Genomic DNA, 22,077 nt, shown 5'->3' with positions numbered 1-22,077 from the left:
CTAACCCGCCTTACCACTCACGACCTGCCGGGTCAGGCGCCGGCCGCGGCCTTGAGGGCCTCAGCGCGGGCCGTGCTCTCCCAGGGGAGGTCCAGCTCGGGCCGGCCGAAGTGGCCGTACGCCGCCGTCGGGGCGTAGATCGGGCGCAGCAGGTCGAGGTCGCGGATGATCGCCGCCGGCCGGAGGTCGAAGACCTCGGTGATGGCCTGCTGGATCTTCGACGGGTCGACCGTCTCGGTGCCGAACGTCTCGACGAACAGGCCGACCGGGGCCGCCTTGCCGATCGCGTAGGCGACCTGGACCTCGGTGCGGGAGGCCAGGCCCGCGGCGACGACGTTCTTGGCCACCCAGCGCATCGCGTACGCGGCGGAACGGTCGACCTTGGACGGGTCCTTGCCGGAGAACGCGCCGCCGCCGTGGCGGGCCATGCCGCCGTAGGTGTCGACGATGATCTTGCGGCCGGTCAGGCCGGCGTCGCCCATCGGGCCGCCGATGACGAACCGGCCGGTCGGGTTGACCAGCAGGCGCGCGTTCGAGGTGTCGATGCCCAGGTTCTCGAGCTCGGGGCCGACGACGTGCTCCTTGACGTCGACGCTGAGCATCTTCTCCAGGTCGATGCCGTCGGCGTGCTGCGAGGACACGACGACGGTGTCGAGGCGCACCGGCTGGTCGCCGGCGTACTCGATGGTGACCTGGGTCTTGCCGTCCGGGCGCAGGTACGGCAGCACGCCGTCCTTGCGGACCGCGGTCAGGCGCTTCGAGAGGCGGTGGGCCAGCGCGATCGGCAGCGGCATCAGCTCGGGGGTGTCCGAGCAGGCGTAGCCGAACATCAGGCCCTGGTCGCCGGCGCCCTGGCGGTTGATCTCGTCTTCGACCGAGGACCCAGTCCCGACGCGTGCCTCGTACGCGGTGTCGACGCCCTGGGCGATGTCGGGCGACTGCGAGCCGATCGCGACGTTGACGCCGCAGGAGTTGCCGTCGAAGCCCTTGGCGGAGGAGTCGTAGCCGATCTTGAGGATGACGTCGCGGACGATCGTCGGGATATCGGCGTAGGCCTCGGTGGTCACCTCGCCGGCCACGTGCACCTGGCCGGTGGTGATCAGGGTTTCGACGGCGACGCGGCTGCGCGGGTCCTTCGACAGCAAGCCGTCGAGGATCGAGTCGCTGATGGCGTCGCAGATCTTGTCGGGGTGCCCTTCGGTCACCGACTCCGAGGTGAACAATCTGCTGCTGGACGCGGTCACGGTGGCCGTCACTTCCTCACCTAGTCGTCGGATGCCCCGAAAGTTAGGCACCCCTTAGCTATGCAAGCGTACTGACTATCGCTCGGGGGACGGTCAACGCTTCATGAAGCTCACAACAGCGTCCCACAACGTGGACGCCAGTTCGGCCTTCGCGCCGAGAGGTATAGGAATTTCCGTACCGTCGGACCCGAGCAGCCAGCCCGAATTGTCTTCGGTGCCGAACGCTTTCCCGTCGCCGACGGCGTTGACGACCAGCAGATCCGCGCCCTTGCGCTTGAGCTTCACGCGGGCGTGGTCGAGCACGCCGCCCTGCGCGTCACCGGTTTCCGCGGCGAAGCCCACGACGACCTGGCCGGGACGCCGGTTTCGCACCAATTCGGCGAGGATGTCGGCATTGCGGTCCAGCGTGATGACCGGATCCGGCTGGTCGTCGGACTTCTTGATCTTGTGGTCGGCCCGGTTCGCCGGCCGGAAGTCGGCGACGGCGGCGGCCATCACGACGACGTCCGCGGACTGGGACGCGGCGTGCACCGCCTGCCGCAGCTCCTCGGCCGTCGAGACGTGCTCCACGGTCGCGCCCGCCGGATCCGGCAGCGCCACGGTGTGCGCGGTGACCAGGGTGACGTCGGCGCCGCGCTGGGCGGCGACGCGGGCCAGCGCGTAGCCCTGCTTGCCGGACGAGCGGTTGCCCAGGTAGCGCACCGGGTCGAGGGGCTCGCGGGTGCCGCCCGCCGAAACCACCACGCGGACGCCTTCGAGGTCGCGCGGGAGGGCGTCCGGGCGGGCCAGCAGCAGCCGCGCCAGGTCGACGATCTCGGCCGGGTTCGCCAGGCGGCCCTTGCCGGTGTCGGCACCGGTCAGCCGGCCGGAGTCGGGCTCGGTCACGACCATGCCGCGCGAGCGCAGCAGGGCGACGTTGTCGCGGGTCGCGGGGTGCTCCCACATCTCCGTGTGCATCGCCGGGAAGAAGGCGACCGGGCACCGGGCGGTGAGCAGGGTGTTGGTCAGCAGGTCGTCGGCGAGGCCGTGGGCGGCCTTGGCGAGCAGGTTCGCCGTGGCCGGGACGACCAGGACCAGGTCGGCTTCCTTGCCGACGCGGACGTGCTGGACCTCGGGGACCTCGGTGAACACGCCCGTGTGCACCGGGTGCCCGGAGAGGGCTTCGAAGGTCGCCGCGCCGACGAAGTTCAGCGCGGCTTCCGTGGGGACCACGCGGACGTCGTGACCGGATTCGGTCAGCCCGCGCAGGACCTCACAGGCCTTGTAGGCGGCGATGCCGCCGCCCACGCCCAGGACGACGCGGGGCTTACTCACCCTCGGTGTGCTCGAGCAGGCCGCCGTGGATCTCGCGCAGCGCGATCGAGAGCGGCTTCTCGCGGGGGCCCGGCTCGACGAGCGGGCCGACGTACTCGAGCAGACCCTCGCCCAGCTGGGCGTAGTAGTCGTTGATCTGGCGGGCGCGCTTCGCCGAGTAGATCACCAGCGCGTACTTGGAGCTGACCTTCTCGAGCAGGTCGTCGATCGGGGGGTTGGTGATGCCCTCGAGCTCTTCGGTCAGGGCTACCTGGGTGGTCACTCGTGGTGCTCCGCTTCGTCGGAAAACTGATCAGCTGTAATCAAGTTTAGCAAGTGCTCGGCGGCCTCCCGCACGTCGGCGTTGACGAGGCGGTGGTCGAACTCCCCCGCCGCCGCCAGCTCGCGCTCCGCTTCGGCCAGCCGGGCCTGCACGGCGGCCTCGTTTTCGGTGCCGCGCCCGGTGAGCCTGCCGACCAGTTCCTCCCACGACGGCGGCATCAGCATCACCAGCCGGGCCTCCGGCATCGCCGCGCGGACCTGGCGGGCGCCCTGCAGTTCGATCTCCAGGACGGCCGGGCGGCCCTCGGCGAGCGCCTTCTCGACCGGCTCGCGCGGGGTGCCGTAGCGGTTGCCGGCGAACTCGGCCCATTCCAGCAGCCGGCCGTCGGCGACCATCGCGTCGAACTCCGCGCGGTCGACGAAGTGGTAGTGCGCGCCGTCGACTTCGCCGGGGCGCGCCTTGCGGGTGGTGACCGAGACGCTGAACCAGACGTCGGGCTCCAGCTTCCGCAGCTCGCCCACCACGCTCGACTTCCCGACCCCCGAAGGCCCCGATACGACGGTGAGCCGGTGCCGGGGGAAGTCCCCCGTCACCGGCTCACTGCCGCGGTCGGCGCCCCGGCTCACCGGGTAGTCACGACCGGCGCCGTTCACTCGCCGCTGAACTCGGCCAGCAGCGCCTTGCGCTGCCGGTCGCCGAGGCCACGAAGGCGACGGCTGGGGGCGATCTCCAGTCGTTCCATGGTCTGCTGCGCGCGGACCTTGCCGACGCCCGGGAGGGCCTCGAGCAGAGCCGAAACCTTCATCTTGCCGAGGACTTCGTTCTCCTCGGCCTGCTTCAGCACGTCGACCAGAGTGGTACCGCCCCGCTTCAGCCGCTCCTTCAGCTCAGCACGGATCTTGCGAGCGGCGGCGGCCTTCTCCAGCGCCGCAGCGCGCTGTTCCTCTGTCAGCTGGGGAAGTGCCACGTTTTCCTCCGGTAGTTCTCAAAACTGGGTGGGTGACGCGACGGTACCCACCCGTGAGCACCGGCCACAATGCGGGGGTGCCTGGTGGGGGCCCGTTCCGGCCCCTGCTATTGGCCGTTTTCCTGCGGGTCGGCCAGCACTTCGGCGACCCGTTCGACCGCTTGGCGCAAAGCCGCTTGCTCCGGACCGTGCTTCAGGATGTCCCGGGACGAGGCGGGCAGCACGCCCGGCAGGGACGCACCGAACAGGGCCCGCAAATCGGCCACAGTGGCTCCCTGGGCCCCGAAACCGGGCGCCAGCACCGGACCGGTCAACCGCGAGAGATCGAGCTCTCCCGGCGGAACGGTGGCCCCGACGACGACACCCACATCGCCGAGCGGTTCCGCGCCTGCGTTGAGTGCCGCGGCCGAGTCGACGATCGCCTGCGCGACCGTGCGCCCGTCGGGCAGCTTCGCGTTCTGCACTTCGCCCGCTTCGGGGTTCGAAGTCCGCGCGAGCACGAAGAGGCCGCGCCCCGCCGAGACGGCCGTTTCGGCGCATTGGGCCAAAGAGCCGAAGCCGAGGTACGGCGAAACGGTGATCGCGTCGGCGGCGATCGCCGCACCCTCGGCGACGTACGCGGCGGTGTAGGCGCCCATCGTGGAGCCGATGTCACCGCGCTTGACGTCCAGCAGCACCAGCGCGCCGGCTTCGCGGGCGGTCCCGACCACCCGTTCCAGCACCCGGACACCGGCCGCCCCGAAACTTTCGAAGAACGCCGACTGCGGCTTCACGATCGCCGCGTGCGCCGCCAGGACCTCCGTGGCGGACAGCGCGAACCGTTCCAGGCCCGAGACGTCCACCGGGAGCCCCCAGGCCTCGATCAGGCCCGGGTGGGGGTCGATCCCGGCGCACAGCGGGCCGCGGGCCGCGACGGCCTTGGCCAGCCGCGCCCCGAACCGCTCCCCCGCCGAAGCCGCCGAAGCCGCCGTCACGACTTCGCCTTCAGCGCCGCCTGCAGCTCCTGCAGGGACTTGACCCCGATGTCGCCCCGGATCAGCGCTTCGATGCCGTGCACGGCCGCCGCGGCGCCCTGCACGGTCGTCACGCACGGGATGTCGCGCGACACCGCGGCGGTGCGGATTTCGTAGCCGTCGACGCGCGGGCCACTGTTCCCGTAGGGGGTGTTGATCACCATGTCGACATCGCCGTTCAGGATGACGTCCACGATGTTCGGCTCGGCCTCGGTCGAACCCTCGTAGTGCTTGCGCACCACCGTGCACGGGATCCCGTTGCGCCGCAGCACTTCCGCGGTGCCGGAGGTGGCGAGGATCTCGAACCCGAGGTCCGCCAGCCGCTTCACCGGGAACACCAGCGAGCGCTTGTCGCGGTTGGCGACCGAGACGAACACCCGGCCGGACGTCGGCAGCGAGCCGTACGCGCCGCTCTGCGACTTCGCGAACGCCTTGCCGAAGGAGACGTCGACGCCCATCACCTCGCCGGTGGACTTCATCTCCGGGCCCAGCAGCGAGTCGACGCCGTGGCCTTCGGGGGTGCGGAAGCGGTGGAAGGGCAGCACGGCTTCCTTCACCGCGACCGGCGAGTCGGCCGGCATCCGGCCGCCGTCGCCCTCGGCCGGCAGGACCCCGCTCTCGCGCAGGTCCTTGATCGTCGAGCCGGTCATGATCAGCGCGGCGGCCTTGGCCAGCGGCACGGCCGTCGCCTTGGACACGAACGGCACCGTCCGCGACGCGCGCGGGTTGGCCTCCAGGACGTACAGGACGTCGTCCTTGAGCGCGTACTGGACGTTCAGGAGCCCGCGCACGCCCACGCCGCGGGCGATGGCCTCGGTGGAGCGCCGGACGGCCTCCAGGTCGGTGTGCCCGAGCGTGATCGGCGGCAGCGCGCACGAGGAGTCACCGGAGTGGATGCCGGCTTCCTCGATGTGCTCCATGACGCCGCCGAGGTAGAGCTCCTCGCCGTCGAACAGCGCGTCGACGTCGATTTCGATGGCGTCGTCGAGGAACCGGTCCACGAGCACCGGGTGCTCGGGGTTGATCTCGGTGGCGCGGCTGATGTAGCCGGCGAGGGTCTCCTCGTCGTAGACGATCTCCATGCCGCGCCCGCCGAGCACGTACGAAGGCCGCACGAGCACCGGGTAGCCGATCTCGTCGGCGATCCGCTTGGCGCCCTCGAACGACGTCGCCGTGCCGTAGCGCGGCGCGGGCAGCCCGGCCTCGGTGAGCACCTCGCCGAACGCGCCGCGGTCCTCGGCCAGGTTGATGGCCTCCGGCGGGGTCCCGACCACCGGGACCCCGGCGTCGGCGAGCCGCTTGGCCAGGCCCAGCGGGGTCTGGCCGCCGAGCTGGACGATGACGCCGGCGACCGTGCCGGACGCCTGCTCGGCGTGCACGACCTCGAGCACGTCCTCGAAGGACAGCGGCTCGAAGTACAGCCGGTCGGACGTGTCGTAGTCGGTGGACACGGTTTCCGGGTTGCAGTTGACCATCACGGCCTCGAACCCGGCCTCCCGCAACGCGATCGCCGCGTGCACGCAGGAGTAGTCGAACTCGATGCCCTGCCCGATCCGGTTCGGGCCGCTGCCGAGGATGAGCACCTTCGGCTTGTCCGACTGGACGGCCACTTCGGACTGAGCCTCGGGGTCGGACTCGTAAGCCGAGTAGTGGTACGGCGTCTTGGCGGCGAACTCGGCCGCGCAGGTGTCGACGGTCTTGAACACCGGCCGCACGCCGAGGCGGTGGCGGAGGGTGCGGACGCCGTCCTCGCCGGCCAGTTCCGGCCGCAGCGCGGCGATCTGGCGGTCCGAAAGTCCCGTGCGCTTGGCGCGGCGCAGCAGCTCGCCGTCGAGCACCGGCGCGTCGCGGACCTCGGCGCCGACCTCGCCGATGTAGGCGATCTGGTCGATGAACCACGGGTCGATGCCACTCGCTTCGTGGACCTGGTCGACGGTGGCCCCGAGCCGCAGCGCCCGCTCCACTTCGTACAGCCGGCCTTCCTTCGGCGTGCGCAGTGAGTCCAAAGTGGACTCCAGCGTGGCGCCGGCGGGGTCGGGCAACGTCCAGAAACCGGTCGCCTTGGTCTCGATCGACCGCATCACCTTGCCGAGCGCCTCGGGGAAGCTGCGGCCGAACGACATCGCTTCGCCGACGCTCTTCATCGTCGTGGTCAGCGTCGGGTCCGCGCCCGGGAACTTTTCGAAGGCGAACCGCGGCATCTTGACGACGACGTAGTCCAAAGTGGGCTCGAACGCGGCCGGCGTCTCGCCGGTGATGTCGTTCTGGATCTCGTCGAGCGTGTAGCCGATGGCGAGCTTCGCGGCGATCTTGGCGATCGGGAAGCCGGTGGCCTTCGACGCCAGCGCGGAGGACCGCGACACGCGCGGGTTCATCTCGATGACGACCATCCGGCCGTCGCGCGGGTTGATCGCGAACTGGATGTTGCAGCCGCCGGTGTCGACGCCGACCTCGCGCAGCACGGCGATGCCGACGTCCCGCATCACCTGGTACTCGCGGTCGGTGAGGGTCATCGTCGGCGCGACGGTGACCGAGTCGCCGGTGTGCACGCCCATCGCGTCGATGTTCTCGATCGAGCAGACGACCACGACGTTGTCGTGCTTGTCGCGCATCAGCTCGAGCTCGTACTCCTTCCAGCCGAGCACGCTCTCCTCGATCAGCACCTCGGTGACCGGGGACTCGGTGAGCCCGGTGGAGGCGAGCCGCTCGAGGTCCTCGGGCGTGTGCGCCATGCCGGAGCCGAGCCCGCCCATGGTGAACGACGGCCGGATGACGACCGGGAGGCCCAGCTCCTTGACGGTGTCCCGGACCTCGTCCATGTCGTGGCAGACGCGGGAGCGCGGGACGTCGGCACCGATGGTGCGCACGATGTCCTTGAACTTCTGCCGGTCCTCACCGCGCTGGATGGCGTCGATGTCGGCCCCGATCAGCTCGACGCCGTACTTGTCGAGCACCCCGCGCTCGTGCAGGGCGACCGCGCAGTTGAGCGCGGTCTGCCCGCCCAGGGTGGCCAGAAGAGCATCGACGGGCGTACCCCGTTGACTTTCACACGCGATGACCTTCTCGACGAAGTCCGGCGTCACCGGCTCGATGTAGGTGGCGTCGGCGAACTCGGGGTCGGTCATGATGGTGGCCGGGTTCGAGTTCACCAGGGACACGCGCAGGCCTTCGCTGCGCAGCACCCGGCAGGCCTGGGTACCGGAGTAGTCGAACTCCGCGGCCTGCCCGATCACGATCGGCCCGGAGCCGATCACCAGCACGTGCTGGATGTCCGTCCTCTTCGGCATCAGTTTCCTTCTTTCACCAGGCGCCGCAAGCCGTCGCGGAAGACCTGAAAGCTTTTGGATCGGTTGTTCTCGATGTCCATGTGGGGCGCGATGTCGCTCGCCGCCCGGACCTTCTGCAGGCCCTTCCGGTGGTAGCCGTGCTTCTGCAGCACGTGCTCCAAGCCCTCCCAGGTACCGCCGGGGACGTTCTCCGGGTCGCGGAACTTGGTCTGGCCTCCCAAGCTCGGCGGCACCTTGGGACAGGCCGCGTGCAGTGCTGGCACATCGCCCAGGAACCAGGCTTCGAGCTCTTCGATCACGATGCGGAACAGCGTCGCTTCAGCGGGCAGTCCCGCTTCCCGTGCGATCTCGATCAGATGACTCTTGAGCTCGGCGCAGTCATCGTCGTCCCGGTCGAGCAGGACGACGATCCGCAAGCCCGTTTCAGCCCAGTAGTACGTGTAGTCCCGGAGCCGGAGGGGGAGCTTGCGCAGCAGATCGGTCTTTCCGTTGAAGGAGACGATCCGGAAGCCGACGCCTGGGACGATTTTCGGGAGGAGCGTCTTCAGAGCCTCTTCCGCGGACGGTTCCTCAACGAGCACTTCGAGGCAGCAGGGAGCCAGCACAGTCACGGGCGCTCCCCGAGCGGGTCGCCGAACCGGAAGTACCCCTCGGTCCACAGGTCGCCGAGCGCTCCTCCGGACTGGACCATGCGGACGACCGGTTCTTCGTCGGAAGCTCGCTTGGTGTGAGCGTAACCGTCGTTCCCCCGCGCGAATGTCCAGACCTCGTCCGGCTGCAGCGCGTCGACGAAGCGAGGCGCGTGAGTCGCGATGATGACCTGGTCGGCCCGCGCACCCCGGGCATCCTCGGCGAGCGAATAGTGAAGCCGGGGGTGGACCTGGTTCTCCGGTTCCTCGAGAAGCAGGACTGAGGTGTTCGTTCGCAATGCCACGAGGTAGCCGAGCAGCAGCAGCGTGCCGTCGGAGATGTTCTCCGGGGCGATCAGATCGTCCTTGCCGTGCTCTCGCAACCGGACGATCCAGGCGCCATTGCCCTGTTGGAACGGCTCGACGTCGTCGAATCCCGGAACAAACCTGCGCAGCGAGGCCCGGATCTCCCCCCACTCGTGGGGATACTCCTTACGGAGGCGCCGCACGACACCGCCTACGTTCCGCCCATCGGCCTTGAGGCTGACCGTCTCGTCCTTCGCACCGTTGCGCATTGCGTCGAGATTCAGGTCCGACAGGCCGATCTCGGCTATGAACCGGTGGAACTTACCGACTTCGGCCGTGTTGGCGAGCTGGCTGACCACAACGACCCCGAGCAGGTCCCGGGTCGCCAGCGAAAGCTGCCCTCCGATGGCACCGATCCCGGCGACCGTTCCGACCCCACTCCGAAGATCCAAAGCCTCGGAGGGCGCCTCGGCATCCCGCGGCTGCCACGTCAGCTTCTCCTCGGCCACCACCGGCTCGTCATCGCCGTGCTCGATGACGAGCCGGTACTCACCCACCGCACCTTCGACGCGGCAGGTCAGCTCGATCTCGACCGGACCGGCCTCGCCATGCGTGACGATGTCGGCAGCGCCGCCGCGCTGGTCCCACGCCGCGCGCAACCCGACCCGGAACGACTCGGAGAGGAAGTCCAGGGCGTCGAACACCGTGGACTTCCCGCTCCCGTTCGGCCCCAGCAGCGCCGTCACCGGCGTGAGGCCGTCCAGCTCGACGTCCCGGAGCACCCGGAAGTTCCGGATCCGGAGCCGCTCGATGCCGGTCGTGAGCGTCACGACCGCTTCTCCATGAGCGAAACGAAATCGTCGAACAGGGGGGCCGCGTCGTGCGGGCCGGCCGCGGCTTCGGGGTGGTACTGCACCGAGAACGCCGGGACGTCCAGCGCCCGCACGCCCTCGACCGTGTCGTCGTTGGGGCAGTAGTGGCTGATCTGCGCCGCCCCGAACGGGGACTCGAAGCGCTCGCCCGGCTCGCCTTCGAGGGCGAAGCCGTGGTTCTGCGCCGTGATCGCCACCGACCGGGTCGCCACGTCGATCACCGGGATGTTGATGCCGCGGTGGCCGTAGCGCATCTTGTACGTCCCCAGGCCCAGCGCGCGGCCGAGGACCTGGTTGCCGAAGCAGATGCCGAACAGCGGGATCTCGCGGCCCAGCACCTGCTTGGTCAGCTCCGTCGCGTGCGTCGTCGTGGCCGGGTCGCCGGGGCCGTTGGACAGGAACACGCCGTCCGGCTCGATCGCCAGCACGTCTTCCAAAGAAGCGGAAGAGGGCAGCACGTGCACCTCGATACCGCGCTTGACCATCTGCCGCGGGGTGTTGGACTTGATGCCCAGGTCCAGCGCGACCACCCGGAAGCGCGGCTCACCGTCGGGCGAGACGACGTACGGCTTGGGCGTCGAAACCTGGCCGGCCAGGTCGGCGCCCTCCATCTTCGGGCTCGCCAGCACCTCGGCGACCATGTCGTCGACGGTGCCGAGCGCGTCACCCGAGAAGACGCCGGCGCGCATCGCGCCGAGCTCGCGCAGGTGGCGGGTCAGCGAGCGGGTGTCGACCTCGGCGATGCCGACGATCCCCTGGCGCACCAGTTCCTCGTCCAGCGTCCGGCGGGAGCGCCAGTTGGACGGCGTCCGGGCGGGGTCGCGCACCACGTACCCGTTCACCCAGATCTTCGAGGACTCGTCGTCCTCGTCGTTCCAGCCGGTGTTGCCGATCTGCGGCGCGGTCTGCACCACGATCTGCCCGTGGTAGGACGGGTCGGTCAGCGTTTCCTGGTAGCCGGTCATGCCGGTGCAGAACACCGCCTCGCCGAGGGTTCGCCCCTGCGCGCCGTAGGCAGCGCCGCGGAACACCCGGCCGTCTTCGAGCACCAGTGCGGCCTGAGCGCGCGCGTTCACTGGGCACCTCCCTTGATCTTGAGCTGTTCGATCCACTGTGGATAGTCGTCGAGGTCGTCGCCGCGGAAGCCGGTGTCGAGGTCGGCGCCGCCGAGCCGCCAGGTGATGACGAGCAGCGCGTCGGTGCCCATCACCTTCCCGGCGATCTTCGTGTCGCGCCGGATGCCGGTGACGGCGTCCCGCGGGATCCAGAAGTCGGGCGCTCCCCCGCGCTCGACGGCGACACCGCCGTCGTGCAGCCGCCAGACCGCGCCGGTGCGCAGTCCCGCGCCGCGGGTGACGATCCGGTCCTGCCAGTTCCCGGCGGTCGTGGTGGCCAGGTAGACGCCGGTCGATTCCAGCAGCACCTCGCCGGAGCCGGAGGGGATGGCGGGGAACGGCGGCACCTGGACGCTTTGCGAGCGGGACTTGCGGCGCCAGCCCAGGTACATGCCCCACAGGCAGAGCAGGACGAAGGCGAAGATCGCCAGCACGAGCCAGAAGCGCTCCATCAGCAGATCTTCCCGTCCCGCGCGGTGATCCGCCCGCGCAGCAGCGTCGCGGTCACCACGCCGGGCAGCCGCATTCCCTCGTACGGGGTGTTGGCCGCGAGGCTGGCCAGCTCGGCACCCCGGACCGTCCACTCGGCGTCCGGGTCGACCAGGGCCAGGTTCGCCGGCTCGCCGGTGGCGATCGGGCGGCCCTGGTCGGCCAGGTTGCCGATCTCGGCGGGCCGCTCGCTCATCACGCGGGCCACGCCGCGCCAGTCGAGCAGGCCGGTGCGCACCATCGTCTCGGCCACGATGGACAGCGCCGTCTGCAGCCCGAGCATGCCCGGCCGGGCCGCGGTCCACTCGGTGTCCTTGTCCTGCACCGCGTGCGGCGCGTGGTCGGTGGCGACGCAGTCGATGACGCCCTCGGCCAGCGCGGTCCGCAGCTGCTCCGCGTCGGACTCGGTGCGCAGCGGCGGGTTCACCTTGTTCACCGGGTCGTAGGTGGCCAGGCGCTCGTCGGTGAGCAGCAGGTGGTGCGGCGTGACCTCGGCCGACACCTTCGTGCCGCGGTCCTTGGCCCAGCGCAGCACGTCCGCCGTGCCCGACGTCGAGACGTGGCAGACGTGCAGCCGGGCGTTGGCGTGCAGGGCCAGCAGGCAGTCGCGGGCCACGATGGACTCTTCCGCCGCGGCGGGCCAGCCGGTGTAGCCGAGCCTCGCCGCGCGCTCGCCCTCGTGGGCCTGGGCGCCGACGGTCAGCCGCGGTTCCTCGGCGTGCTGCGCGATGACGACGTCGAGCGCGGTCGAGTACTCCAGCGCGCGGCGCATCAGCAGCGGGTCGGCGACGCAGAGGCCGTCGTCGGAGAACACCTTCACCCGGGCCTGCGAGGTGGCCATCGTGCCCAGCTCGGCGAGCTTCTCGCCCTTGAGCCCCACGGTGACCGCGCCGACCGGGTGGACGTCGACCAGGCCGACCTCCCGGCCACGCCGCCAGACGTGGTCGACGATCACCGCGTTGTCGGCGACCGGGTCGGTGTTGGCCATGGCGAACACCGCGGTGTACCCGCCGAGCGCCGCCGCGGCCGAGCCGGTTTCGATCGTCTCGGTGTCCTCGCGGCCGGGTTCGCGCAGGTGGGTGTGCAGGTCGACGAAGCCGGGGAGGAGCACCTGCCCGGCAGCGTCGATGACGTCGGCGTCTTCCGGGACGTCGACCGCGCCGATCGCGGTGATCACGCCGTCCTCGATGAGGACGTCGACCGGGTCGCCTTCGCCGTAGGGGCGGGCGCCCTGGATCAGGGTGCTCACGCAGCGGCTCCTTCACTGGCCAGGAGGTGGTAGAGGACCGCCATGCGCACGTGGACGCCGTTGCGGACCTGTTCGGTGATGGCCGAGGCCGGGGAATCGGCGACCGCGCCGGCGATTTCCATCCCGCGCAGCATCGGGCCGGGGTGCAGGACGACCGCGTGGTCCGGCAGCAGCTTCTGCCGCCGTTCCGACAGGCCGTACGCGAGGGAGTACTCACGCGCGGAGGGGAAGAAACCCCCGTGCATCCGCTCGGCCTGGACGCGCAGCATCATGACGGCGTCGACCGCGGGCAGCTCGGCGTCCAGGTCGTGCGAAACGGTCACCGGAAGGCTTTCGACCCCGTAAGGCAGCAACGTCGGCGGCGCGACGAGCACGACTTCGGCGCCCAGGGCCGAGAGCAGGTGGATGTTCGAGCGGGCGACCCGGCTGTGCAGGACGTCGCCGACGATCGCGATCCGGCGGTCCTTGAGCGAGCCCAGGCGCTCGCGCAGGGTCGCCGCGTCGAGCAGCGCCTGCGTCGGGTGCTCGTGGGTGCCGTCGCCGGCGTTGACCACCGACGTGCCGGGCTCGGCCAGCCACTCCGAGAGGCGCTGGGCGGCGCCGCTGGCCGGGTGCCGGACGATCACGCAGTCGGCGCCCGCGGCGGCCAGCGTCAGCGCCGTGTCGCGAAGGGACTCCCCCTTGTTGACCGAGGAGCTGGACGCGGAGACGTTGATCACGTCCGCGCTCATCCACTTGCCGGCGATCTCGAACGACACCCGGGTGCGGGTCGAGTTCTCGTAGAACAGGGTGATCACCGTGCGGCCGCGCAGCGTCGGCAGCTTCTTGACCTCGCGGCCGAGCAGCGTGTGCTTCAGCTCGTCGGCGGTGTCGAGCACGGCCGTGGCCAGCGCCGGGTCCAGGCCGTCGGTGGCGAGCAGGTGCTTCACGAGTCCTCTCCAGCAGCAGTGTCGGACTCGGCCGGACGCAGCAGGACCGCGTCCCGGCCGTCGATCTCGGCCAGCAGGACGGACACGCCCTCGGTGCGGGCGGTCGGGACGTTCTTGCCCACGTAGTCGGCGCGGATCGGCAGCTCGCGGTGACCGCGGTCGACCAGCACGGCCAGCTGGACCGCGCGCGGGCGGCCATGATCACGCAGGGCATCGAGCGCGGCCCGGATCGTCCGGCCGGAGAACAGGACGTCGTCGACCAGGATCACCACGCGCTCGTCGATGCCGTCGGCGGGCAGCTGCGTCTGTTCGAGCGCGCGCGGCGGGCGGCGGCGGAGGTCGTCCCGGTAGAGGGTGACGTCGAGGGCGCCGGCGGGCGGGCGGACCCCGGAGAACTCGCCGATCTTGTCGGCCAGGCGGACCGCGAGCGGCGTGCCCCGGGACGGGATGCCGAGCAACACGGGTGGGGTAGTGCTCTCCGCACCGTTCGCGGTCTTTTCGATGACCTGATGGGCCATTCGGGCGATAGTGCGCGCGACATCGCCGGCCGTCAGGAGCTCCCGCTCCCCGGCCGAACCAGCCGCGTCACGCGGGCGTGACGACAAACCGGACTCCTTCCCCGCCTCACCGGACGGGTCCTTAAAGGACGTCTGTTCCCCTGCTGGTCGGGGCTTTCCCACCGACAGTAGCAGGCACTTTGCTCAGTCTTCCGGGTGGTGTGGCGTGATTCGCGGCAAGCTTCTGCTTGACCTGGTGACAACAATGCGTAACCATTACTCTGAGTATTCGACTCAGCGAGTCCCCCGGCCCGGTCACCCCGACCGGGAGGGGGTGAAGAACGGAGAACGACCAGATGGGCGATTACGCCAAGGCGCTCGGGGCCAAGCTCCGCGGGATCCGCCAGCAGCAGGGCCTGTCCCTGCACGGGGTCGAGCAGAAGTCCGGTGGGCGCTGGAAGGCCGTCGTCGTCGGCTCGTACGAGCGTGGCGACCGCGCCGTCACCGTCCAGAAGCTGGCCGAGCTGGCCGACTTCTACGGCGTGCCGGTGGTCGAGCTGCTGCCCGAGGGCCGGGTCCCCTCCGGTGCCGAGCCCGCCACGAAGATCGTGATCAACCTCGAGCGCCTGCAGCAGCTGCCGGCCGAGAAGGTGGGCCCGCTGGCCCGCTACGCGGCGACGATCCAGAGCCAGCGCGGCGACTACAACGGCAAGGTGCTCTCGATCCGCACCGAGGACCTGCGGTCCCTGGCGATCATCTACGACATGACCCCGGGCGAGCTGACCGAGCAGCTCATCGACTGGGGCGTCCTGCCGCCGGAGGCGCGTCCTTCCAAGGAGGACTGATCCGGCTCGTTCGGGGGCGAGCCCTGCTCGCGGAAAGCGCGAGCCGAGCCTCACTCCGCGTGTCTTGTGGGGGCGCAGCCCCCACAACCCGCCCGGGGGCAAGCCCGCGGACCCCCGGCCGGGGTCGCCTGACCGGGGGGCCAGGCGGCCAGGCGGCCTCTAAAGCACGGCGCGCAGGCGGTCGGCGATCGTGCCGATCCGGCCCAGGACGCCGTTGACGAACCGCGGCGAGTCGTCCGTGGACAGTTCCTTCGCCAGGCCGACGGCCTCGTCGATCGCGACCGGGTCCGGCACGTCCTCGGCCCAGAGCAGCTCGTAGACCCCAACCCGCAGCACCGCGAGGTCGACCTTCGGCATCCGCTCCAGGGTCCACCCCTGCGCGTGCTCGGCCAGCAGCTCGTCGATCTGGGTCTTCCGGCCGGTGACGCCCTCGACCAGGCTGATCGTGTAGTCCGCGATCGGGTCGACCTCGGTCGCGCCGACCCGGTCGGCCAGCAGCGTCACCGCGTCGGTGTCGCGCTGCACGGCCTCGTACAGCATTTCCACCGCGCGGCGGCGGGCCTGCCGGCGGCTGATCGCGCCGCCGCGGTTCGGGTGGGGTTTCGACGTCGGCATCAGCTGGAGACGCGGCCCAGGTAACGGCCGTCGCGGGTGTCGACCTTGATCTTCTCGCCGGTGGACAGGAACAGCGGGACCTGGATCTCCGCGCCGGTCTCCAGCGTCGCCGGCTTGGTGCCACCGGTGGAGCGGTCGCCCTGCAGGCCCGGGTCGGTGTGCTGGATGACGATCTCGACCGAGGTCGGGAGCTCGATGTAGAGCGCCTCGTTCTCGTGGACCGCGACCTGGACCTCGGTGTTCTCGAGCATGTAGTTGGCGTTGTCGCCGACGACCGCGGCCTGCACCGTGATCTGGTCGTAGGTGTCGCCGTCCATGAACACGAAGTCCTGGCCGTCCTTGTACAGGTAGGTCATGTTCCGGCGGTCCACCGTGGCCGTCTCGACCTTCGTGCCCGCGTTGAACGTCTTGTCGACCACCTTGCCGGTCAGCACGTGCTTGAGCGTCGTGCGCACGAACGCACCGCCCTTGCCCGGCTTGACGTGCTGGAACGCGGTGACGGTCCACAGCTGGCCGTCCAGGTTCAGGACGAGCCCGTTCTTCAGGTCGTTGGTCGTGGCCACGAGCTTGCAGTCTCCTGTGTCGAATCTTCGGGTTCGGGGCCGCTGTCAGACGACCACGAGGTTCTTGGTGCTCAGGGTGAGGAGTTCGGGTTCCCCGGCCCGCACGACGAGCGTGTCCTCGATGCGCACGCCACCGCGACCCGCGAGGTACACGCCGGGCTCGACGGTGACCGCCATACCGGCGGCCAGTGTACCGACGCCCGTCGCGGCGAAGCTGGGCGCCTCGTGGATCTGCAGGCCGACGCCGTGCCCGAGGCCGTGCGCGAAGTGCTCCCCGTGCCCGGCGCCGGAGATCACGTCCCGCGCCGCAGCGTCCACATGGGACACATCGGCGCCCGGCGCGACGGCGGCGACCCCGGCCGCCTGGGCGGCGTGCACGAGGTCGTAGACCTCCCGTTGCCAGTCCGCGGGTTCGCCGAGGACGAAGGTGCGGGTCATGTCGGAGTGGTAGCCGTCGACGGTGGCGCCGAAGTCCAGCTTGACGAAGTCGCCGCGCTCGAGCTCGGCGTGCGTCGGCTGGTGGTGCGGGATGGCGGAGTGCGCCCCGGCGGCGACGATGGAGGCGAAGCTGGGGGCCGAAGAGCCGTGCTCCAGCATCCGGTTCTCCAGGTCGCGGGCGATTTCCAGCTCGGTCCGCCCGGGCCGCAGCCCCCCGGCGGCGACCAGGTCGTCCAGCGCCCGGTCGGCGGCGGCGCACGCCTGGCGCAGCGCTTCGATCTCGGCTTCGTCCTTGACTTCGCGCAACTGCTCGACGAGGCCGGGCGTCCGCTTCAGGGGCAGCCGCTCCCGGAGCGCTTCGTAGGTCTCGACGCTGACGTGCTGGCTCTCGAACCCGAGCCGCCCGTAGGTCTTGGTGTCCCCGGCGGCCCGGGCCACGAGGGCCGCGGCACTGGCCCGGTCGACGACGGTCTCGAGATCGGGCACCTCGGCGGCCGACTGGGTGGTGTAGCGGCCATCGGTGCAGAAGAGGGTCTCGTCGTCGCCGCCGGCGTGCAGCAGAACGGCGGCGTTCGAGCCGGTGAACCCGGTCAGGTAACGGATGTTCAGCAGATCGGTGACCAGCAGCGCATCGACACCGGCTCCGGTCAGGAGCCCGCGCAGCGCCGCCCGGCGACGTCCATGGGTTTCAGGCACCCGTCCACCCTAGTGCGCGCGCTTCCCGGGGGAAGCGACTCGCCAGTAGGCCGCCTACACTCCGCAGGATGAGCGCCTGGGTGATTCGCGGACCGGTGATGGCGGTGCTGCACGGCGTCGCCCTGACGGTGCTGGCCAAGTACGCCGTGTACCACCCGACGGACCAGGCGCTGCCGGTGTCCTTGGCGCTGGCGGTCCTGGTCGGGGCGGCGGCGTTGTGGAGCGCGCTGGACGCGTGGCGCGGCTTGCCGGACCGCGGGCGCGTGTGGTTCGTCTCCGCGCTGATCGCGGGACCGGTCGCGGGGATCCTGTACGTGCTCGGCCGCGCGGTGTTCGTGGACCAGACGGGCGTGTCCGAGCTGGGCGGCGCCCTGACGGGCGGGGCGGCGTTCTCGGCGCTGCTGGTGCTGATCCCGGCCGGGCTGGGGCTGTTCGTGGGCGGGCGGATCGGGCGGTCGCCGGAGTCTGGTGAACCGGAGCCGGAGTCTGGTGAAGAGGCGCGAGAGGTGCCTTCTCCGCGGCCACGGCGGGTTCGGCCGCCCAGCCGGGAGCCGCGCGGATAGCCGGCTGCGGCCACCGGGATCCGCGTCAACCGGTCAGTGCCGGACCCGCCCGATAGCCGTCCCACTGCGCGTCGGTCACCGGGCGCGGTGTCGAGTCGTTGGCCGCCGCGACCACCGGATCCGAGATCCGCCACAGCCGGTGGTCGTCGAGGACCAGCGCGGATCCGCGGCCGGGTGCTTGGACCGCTTCGGCCCCCGCGCGCAGCCGGGCCGCCACCGGCAGGGCCGCCATCGCCGGCGGCGCCTTCTCCAGCAGTTCGCCGGCCAGAGCCGAGGCGACCACCCGCCGGTCGATGCGGACCCGTTGCCCCGCCCGGACCAGGTCCATCGTCCGCTCCGGCGAAGGCGCCGTCACGCCGTCGAACGTCGCGGCCACCCGGCCGGGGTTCTCGCAGGCCCGGCTGCCCAGCAGGTCGATCCCGAAGTGCCGCAGGTCGGTCGGGGCGGCGGCCCCGCCCAGCGAGGTCGCGCGCACCAGGTCGAACGGCACCCGGTCGCACGGGTCGGCCGACGACAGCGGCGCGTGCCCGTCCGCGCGGCGCACCAGGCCCGGCCCTTCCTGCCACGGCCCGGGCACCAGCACGGGCCGGTACGGGTGCTCGGCGAAGTCCGCGGTCCAGAACGTCAGCGCCGTCCCGCCGTCGGTCTCGTGCGCGACGACGAACGCGGCGAGCGCGCCCACCCACATCAGGTCCGCGCTGAACCCGTCGACGATCGACCGGGCCCGCGGCGCCGACGTCGAGGCCACCGGCACGAACCCGCCGACGTCCAGGGCCTGCACGCCCGACCCGAACGCCGGGTCGCGGGAGCGGAGCAGGAACTGCCCCGCGCCGTTGCCGCCCGTGGCGCGGCCGGTGGTGTCGGTGAACATCAGGTAGAACCAGCCGTCGAGGTAGACCGCCGACGGCTGGCCCGCGCCGTAGACGTTCGCGCGGTGCACGTCATGCGACGGCCCGAGGATCGGCCGCCCGCCGGCCTCGCGGGTCCAGTGGATGCCGTCGGGGCTGGTCGCGAGCCCGATGGAGTTGCCGAGCGCGTGGTCCCCGGCGGCGCCGGTGTAGTACAGGTAGTACGTCGAGCCGACGCGCAGCACGGACGGGTCGCAGGTGTGCATGCCGTCGAACTGCCCGGGCGCCCCGGAGAACACGGCCGCCGGGATCCCGCCGTCCGGTCCGGTGAACGGCCCGTCGAAGGACGGCGCCCGGGCGTAGAGGATGTCGTCCCCGGCCGGCCCGGCACCGCCGTACTGGCTGCACCACCACATCCGGGTCTGCCCCCGGTCGAGCATCACGGACGGCCCGTAGTTGTAGACGGCATCGGCCCCACCGGCGGCGATGACCCCACCACTCTGCCGGGGGTCACCCGAAGGGAGGTCGACATCGGTGGGCCGCGGCGGCGAGGCGGCTTTCCCGCCCGCGATCGCCGGCTGTTCCCCGGCCGCCTGCGGCTGGGCGTACCCCTTGGTGCAGCCCGCGAGCAGCAGCCCCGCCAGGACACTGGCGAACAAGGCCCGAGCGGGTCGCCGACCCCCACGACGAAACGGGTGCACGACATCGGAGTGTAGCGAGACACCACCCGTCCGAGCGGCAGTGCACCTGTCCGGCGGTCCTTCGATCGTGGGAGCGCGCTGGTCGGGTTGTGTTCCGAGGCCGGCTGCCGGGCGGCCCGTCACCCTCGAGCGCGGTCACGCCCGGCGGGCGGCCCTTCACCCGCCACTCCCTCGAGCGCGATCACACCCCCGCGGGCGGCCCATCGGCCGCAACCAGCTCAACCTCGAACCCGGCATCGTTCTCCAGGTACGCGGCATAGTGAGCAGGCCCGCCCGCGTGCGGGTACCGGTCCGCGAACAGCGGCCGCCAGCCGTGGGCCGTCGCGCGGGCCGCGAGGTCGTCGACCTCCGCCCGGGTGGCCACGTGCAGGGCCAGGTGGTTCAAGCCCGGCCGCGTGCGCTCATGCCCCGCCGCGCTCAGCGCCGGCGATGCCTCGGCCACCAGGTACGTTCCGCCGAGCCGCCAGCTGACCCCGGCCGGCCAGCGCCGGAACTCGCGCCAGCCCAGCTCGCCGAGCAGCCAGCCCCAGCTGCGCTCGGCTCCGGCGAGATCGGGTACCCACAGCTCGATGTGGTGCGGCCGCCCCTGCACCGCCGGCAGCGCCACCAGCACCCGGTGCAGGTCGCCGTAGTGGACGCCGCTGCCGACGTCGAGGAAACCCAGGCGCCCGGCCACTTTCCGGCTCGCCGCGTTCCGCTCGTGGACCAGCGCCCACACCGCCGGGAGCCCGAGCGTGCCGAGCCCGTGGTCGAGCAGGGCGCGGGCGGCCTCGGTGGCCAGGCCCTGCCCCGCGTGCGCGCTCGCGACGTAGTAGCCCAGCTCGGGCACCTCGCCCGGCAGCTCCCAAGACGGGCGCAGGTGCGCGACGCCGATGACCGCGCCGTCGCGCTCGATCACCCAGTGGCCCTGGCCGGCCGGGCCGCGGTAGGCCAGGCGGCGATCCACCATCGCGTTCGCCGAGGCCGGGTCGGCGAAGTCCACCGCGAAGAACCGGCTCATCTCCGGGTCGGCGAACACCTTCACCACGGCTTCGCGGTCGGCCTCGGTCAGCGGCCGCAGCGTCAGCCGCGGCGTCGCCAGCAGGGTCATCCCGCGTGGGTGGCGAGCCAGCGCAGGGCGAGCGGGTAGCCGTCGACCCCGAGGCCCGCGATCACGGCCGTCGCGATGTCCGAAAGCACGCTGTGGTGCCGGAACGCCTCCCGCTTGTGCACGTTGGAGATGTGCAGCTCGATCAGCGGCGCGCTCAGCTGCGCCGCGGCGTCGCGGACGGCGATCGAGTAGTGCGTCCACGCGCCGGCGTTGAGCACCACCGGATTCCCGCCGTCGGCGGCTTCGTGCAGCCAGCCGACCAGTTCGCCCTCGTGGTCGGTCTGCCGGACCTCGACCTCGATCCCCAGCTCGTCCCCGGTCTTGACGCACAGCGCGGCGAGGTCGTCGTGCGTCGTCGAGCCGTAGACCGACGGCTCGCGCTTGCCGAGCCGGCCGAGGTTGGGGCCGTTGAACACGAACGCCTTCACAGCAGCACGCTCCCCCCGCTGCCGGCCGGCTCCGCCGCGATCGCCGAGTAGGCGGCCGCGAGCAGCGACGGATCCGGGCCTTCGAGCCGGCCGGGCTTGCCGAGGGCGTCGAGGACGACGAACCGCAGCGCGCCGGAGCGCGACTTCTTGTCGCCCTTCATGGTCTGCAGCAGCTGCGGCAGCGCGTCGGCGTCGTAGGTCGTCGGCAGACCGAGCAGCTTCAGCACGGCCGCGTGGCGCTCGGCCGTGGCGTCGTCGAGCCGCCCGGCCAGCCGTGCCAGCTCGGCGGCGAACACCAGCCCGACGCTGACCGCGGCGCCGTGGCGCCACCGGTACCGCTCGCGGCGCTCGATGGCGTGGCCGAGGGTGTGGCCGTAGTTGAGGATCTCGCGCAGATCGGACTCGCGCAGGTCCGCGGCCACGACGTCGGCCTTGACCCGGATCGACCGGCGGACCAGCTCGGCCAGGACGTCGCCGGCCGGGTCGAGCGCCGCGGCCGGGTCGGCCTCGATCAGCTCGAGGATCCGCGGGTCGGCGATGAAGCCCACCTTGACGACCTCGGCCATCCCGGCGACGAGCTCGTTCGGCGGGAGCGTCTCCAGCGTCGCGAGGTCGACGAACACCGCGCTCGGCTCGTGGAACACCCCGACGAGGTTCTTGCCGGCCTCGGTGTTGATGCCGGTCTTGCCGCCGACCGAGGCGTCGACCATGCCGAGCAGCGTCGTCGGCACGTTGACCAGCCGGACCCCGCGCATCCACGTGCCCGCGACGAACCCGGCGAGGTCGGTGACCGCGCCACCGCCGAGGCCCACCACGGCGCCGCGGCGGTCCAGCCCCATCCGGCCGAGCACCTCCCAGCAGAAGCCCGCGACGGTCAGGGCCTTGCCGTCCTCGGCGTCCGGGATCTCGACGCGGTGGGCGTCGAGGCCCGCCGCGTTCAGCTCGTCGCGGATGGCCTCGGCCGTGGCGGTCAGCGTCGGCGGGTGGATCAGCGCGATCTTCGAGGCACCGGCCAGGTGCTCGGTGAGGTCGCCGAGCAGGCCGCGCCCGACCACGACGTCGTAGGGCTGGGCGGTGGCGACCGGGATGCGCACCGGATCGGACAGCGCCGGATCGG

At 71.3% G+C, this 22,077-nt stretch carries 23 protein-coding genes; 2 read left to right on the top strand and 21 right to left on the bottom strand.

Going from position 1 to position 22,077, the window contains the following annotated elements; genetic code table 11:
- Positions 1–32 precede the first annotated feature (32 nt).
- From metK to pyrR, 14 genes are all read right to left on the bottom strand, one after another.
- The gene (metK, locus tag C2L58_RS04410) at positions 33–1,244 is read right to left on the bottom strand and encodes a methionine adenosyltransferase (protein ID WP_199191104.1); all 1,212 of its coding nucleotides are present in this window, start codon (positions 1,242–1,244) and stop codon (positions 33–35) included.
- Positions 1,245–1,337: 93 nt separating this feature from the next.
- Positions 1,338–2,558, bottom strand: a complete 1,221-nt coding sequence (gene coaBC, locus C2L58_RS04405; protein ID WP_199191097.1) for a bifunctional phosphopantothenoylcysteine decarboxylase/phosphopantothenate--cysteine ligase CoaBC — start codon at positions 2,556–2,558, stop codon at positions 1,338–1,340.
- Positions 2,551–2,820 (bottom strand): DNA-directed RNA polymerase subunit omega, encoded by a 270-nt coding sequence (gene rpoZ, locus C2L58_RS04400; protein WP_013224624.1) that lies wholly within the window; start codon positions 2,818–2,820, stop codon positions 2,551–2,553. Before rpoZ ends, coaBC begins: the two co-directional genes overlap by 8 nt.
- Positions 2,817–3,473 carry a guanylate kinase gene (gene gmk / locus C2L58_RS04395; protein ID WP_103336041.1) on the bottom strand — a complete coding sequence of 219 codons (657 nt, stop codon included), beginning with the start codon at positions 3,471–3,473 and terminating at the stop codon, positions 2,817–2,819. The genes rpoZ and gmk overlap by 4 nt, the downstream gene beginning before the upstream one ends.
- Positions 3,470–3,787 (bottom strand): integration host factor, actinobacterial type, encoded by a 318-nt coding sequence (mihF, locus tag C2L58_RS04390; protein WP_013224622.1) that lies wholly within the window; start codon positions 3,785–3,787, stop codon positions 3,470–3,472. The genes gmk and mihF overlap by 4 nt, the downstream gene beginning before the upstream one ends.
- A gap of 107 nt (positions 3,788–3,894) precedes the next feature.
- Positions 3,895–4,761 carry an orotidine-5'-phosphate decarboxylase gene (pyrF, locus tag C2L58_RS04385; protein WP_103336039.1) on the bottom strand — a complete coding sequence of 289 codons (867 nt, stop codon included), beginning with the start codon at positions 4,759–4,761 and terminating at the stop codon, positions 3,895–3,897.
- Positions 4,758–8,087 carry a carbamoyl-phosphate synthase large subunit gene (gene carB / locus C2L58_RS04380; RefSeq protein WP_103336037.1) on the bottom strand — a complete coding sequence of 1,110 codons (3,330 nt, stop codon included), beginning with the start codon at positions 8,085–8,087 and terminating at the stop codon, positions 4,758–4,760. Before carB ends, pyrF begins: the two co-directional genes overlap by 4 nt.
- A complete protein-coding gene (locus tag C2L58_RS04375; RefSeq protein WP_233225544.1) occupies positions 8,087–8,698 on the bottom strand; it encodes a DUF4276 family protein in 612 nt (203 codons plus the stop codon). Before C2L58_RS04375 ends, carB begins: the two co-directional genes overlap by 1 nt.
- Entirely contained in the window at positions 8,695–9,852 is a 1,158-nt protein-coding gene (locus C2L58_RS04370; RefSeq protein ID WP_103336035.1) for an AAA family ATPase, read from the bottom strand. Before C2L58_RS04370 ends, C2L58_RS04375 begins: the two co-directional genes overlap by 4 nt.
- On the bottom strand, positions 9,849–10,970 hold the full coding sequence (gene carA, locus C2L58_RS04365) for a glutamine-hydrolyzing carbamoyl-phosphate synthase small subunit (protein ID WP_103336033.1): 1,122 nt from the start codon (positions 10,968–10,970) through the stop codon (positions 9,849–9,851). The genes C2L58_RS04370 and carA overlap by 4 nt, the downstream gene beginning before the upstream one ends.
- The gene (locus tag C2L58_RS04360; protein WP_103336031.1) at positions 10,967–11,461 is read right to left on the bottom strand and encodes a PH-like domain-containing protein; all 495 of its coding nucleotides are present in this window, start codon (positions 11,459–11,461) and stop codon (positions 10,967–10,969) included. The genes carA and C2L58_RS04360 overlap by 4 nt, the downstream gene beginning before the upstream one ends.
- On the bottom strand, positions 11,461–12,747 hold the full coding sequence (locus C2L58_RS04355; protein WP_103336029.1) for a dihydroorotase: 1,287 nt from the start codon (positions 12,745–12,747) through the stop codon (positions 11,461–11,463). Before C2L58_RS04355 ends, C2L58_RS04360 begins: the two co-directional genes overlap by 1 nt.
- Positions 12,744–13,676 (bottom strand): aspartate carbamoyltransferase catalytic subunit, encoded by a 933-nt coding sequence (locus C2L58_RS04350; RefSeq protein WP_103336027.1) that lies wholly within the window; start codon positions 13,674–13,676, stop codon positions 12,744–12,746. The genes C2L58_RS04355 and C2L58_RS04350 overlap by 4 nt, the downstream gene beginning before the upstream one ends.
- Positions 13,673–14,281 carry a bifunctional pyr operon transcriptional regulator/uracil phosphoribosyltransferase PyrR gene (gene pyrR, locus C2L58_RS04345; protein ID WP_103336025.1) on the bottom strand — a complete coding sequence of 203 codons (609 nt, stop codon included), beginning with the start codon at positions 14,279–14,281 and terminating at the stop codon, positions 13,673–13,675. The genes C2L58_RS04350 and pyrR overlap by 4 nt, the downstream gene beginning before the upstream one ends.
- 248 nt (positions 14,282–14,529) lie before the next feature.
- Between pyrR and bldD the strand changes: the two genes are divergently transcribed.
- Positions 14,530–15,018 (top strand): transcriptional regulator BldD, encoded by a 489-nt coding sequence (gene bldD / locus C2L58_RS04340; RefSeq protein WP_003096372.1) that lies wholly within the window; start codon positions 14,530–14,532, stop codon positions 15,016–15,018.
- Positions 15,019–15,177: 159 nt separating this feature from the next.
- Here the strand turns inward: bldD and nusB are convergent, their stop codons facing one another.
- From nusB to C2L58_RS04325, 3 genes are read right to left on the bottom strand one after another with little or no spacing between them, the layout of a single operon-like run.
- Positions 15,178–15,633 (bottom strand): transcription antitermination factor NusB, encoded by a 456-nt coding sequence (nusB, locus tag C2L58_RS04335; protein WP_086841739.1) that lies wholly within the window; start codon positions 15,631–15,633, stop codon positions 15,178–15,180.
- Positions 15,633–16,196, bottom strand: coding sequence for an elongation factor P (gene efp / locus C2L58_RS04330; protein WP_103336023.1), 564 nt, complete (start codon positions 16,194–16,196; stop codon positions 15,633–15,635). Before efp ends, nusB begins: the two co-directional genes overlap by 1 nt.
- A gap of 45 nt (positions 16,197–16,241) precedes the next feature.
- Complete coding sequence (locus C2L58_RS04325) at positions 16,242–17,330, bottom strand: M24 family metallopeptidase (protein WP_103336021.1); 1,089 nt, start codon at positions 17,328–17,330, stop codon at positions 16,242–16,244.
- A 98-nt stretch (positions 17,331–17,428) separates the two neighbouring features.
- On the opposite strand from C2L58_RS04325, the gene C2L58_RS04320 reads away from it, so the two are divergent.
- Positions 17,429–17,893 (top strand): hypothetical protein, encoded by a 465-nt coding sequence (locus C2L58_RS04320; RefSeq protein WP_233225556.1) that lies wholly within the window; start codon positions 17,429–17,431, stop codon positions 17,891–17,893.
- A gap of 25 nt (positions 17,894–17,918) precedes the next feature.
- Here the strand turns inward: C2L58_RS04320 and C2L58_RS04315 are convergent, their stop codons facing one another.
- The 4 genes from C2L58_RS04315 to aroB all read right to left on the bottom strand — a co-directional run bounded on the left by C2L58_RS04315 (position 17,919) and on the right by aroB (position 22,066).
- Positions 17,919–19,400, bottom strand: a complete 1,482-nt coding sequence (locus C2L58_RS04315) for a beta-xylosidase (RefSeq protein ID WP_103336020.1) — start codon at positions 19,398–19,400, stop codon at positions 17,919–17,921.
- 223 nt (positions 19,401–19,623) lie between these two features.
- Positions 19,624–20,532, bottom strand: a complete 909-nt coding sequence (locus C2L58_RS04310; RefSeq protein WP_103336018.1) for a GNAT family N-acetyltransferase — start codon at positions 20,530–20,532, stop codon at positions 19,624–19,626.
- Complete coding sequence (gene aroQ, locus C2L58_RS04305) at positions 20,529–20,960, bottom strand: type II 3-dehydroquinate dehydratase (RefSeq protein WP_103336017.1); 432 nt, start codon at positions 20,958–20,960, stop codon at positions 20,529–20,531. The genes C2L58_RS04310 and aroQ overlap by 4 nt, the downstream gene beginning before the upstream one ends.
- Complete coding sequence (gene aroB / locus C2L58_RS04300) at positions 20,957–22,066, bottom strand: 3-dehydroquinate synthase (RefSeq protein WP_103336270.1); 1,110 nt, start codon at positions 22,064–22,066, stop codon at positions 20,957–20,959. Before aroB ends, aroQ begins: the two co-directional genes overlap by 4 nt.
- Positions 22,067–22,077 lie beyond the last annotated feature (11 nt).

Source organism: Amycolatopsis sp. CA-126428, from assembly GCF_002904335.1.
Classification (GTDB): Bacteria; Actinomycetota; Actinomycetes; order Mycobacteriales; family Pseudonocardiaceae; genus Amycolatopsis.
The sequence above is the reverse complement of the archived record's forward strand: the minus strand, read 5'-3'. Positions and strand labels throughout refer to the sequence as shown.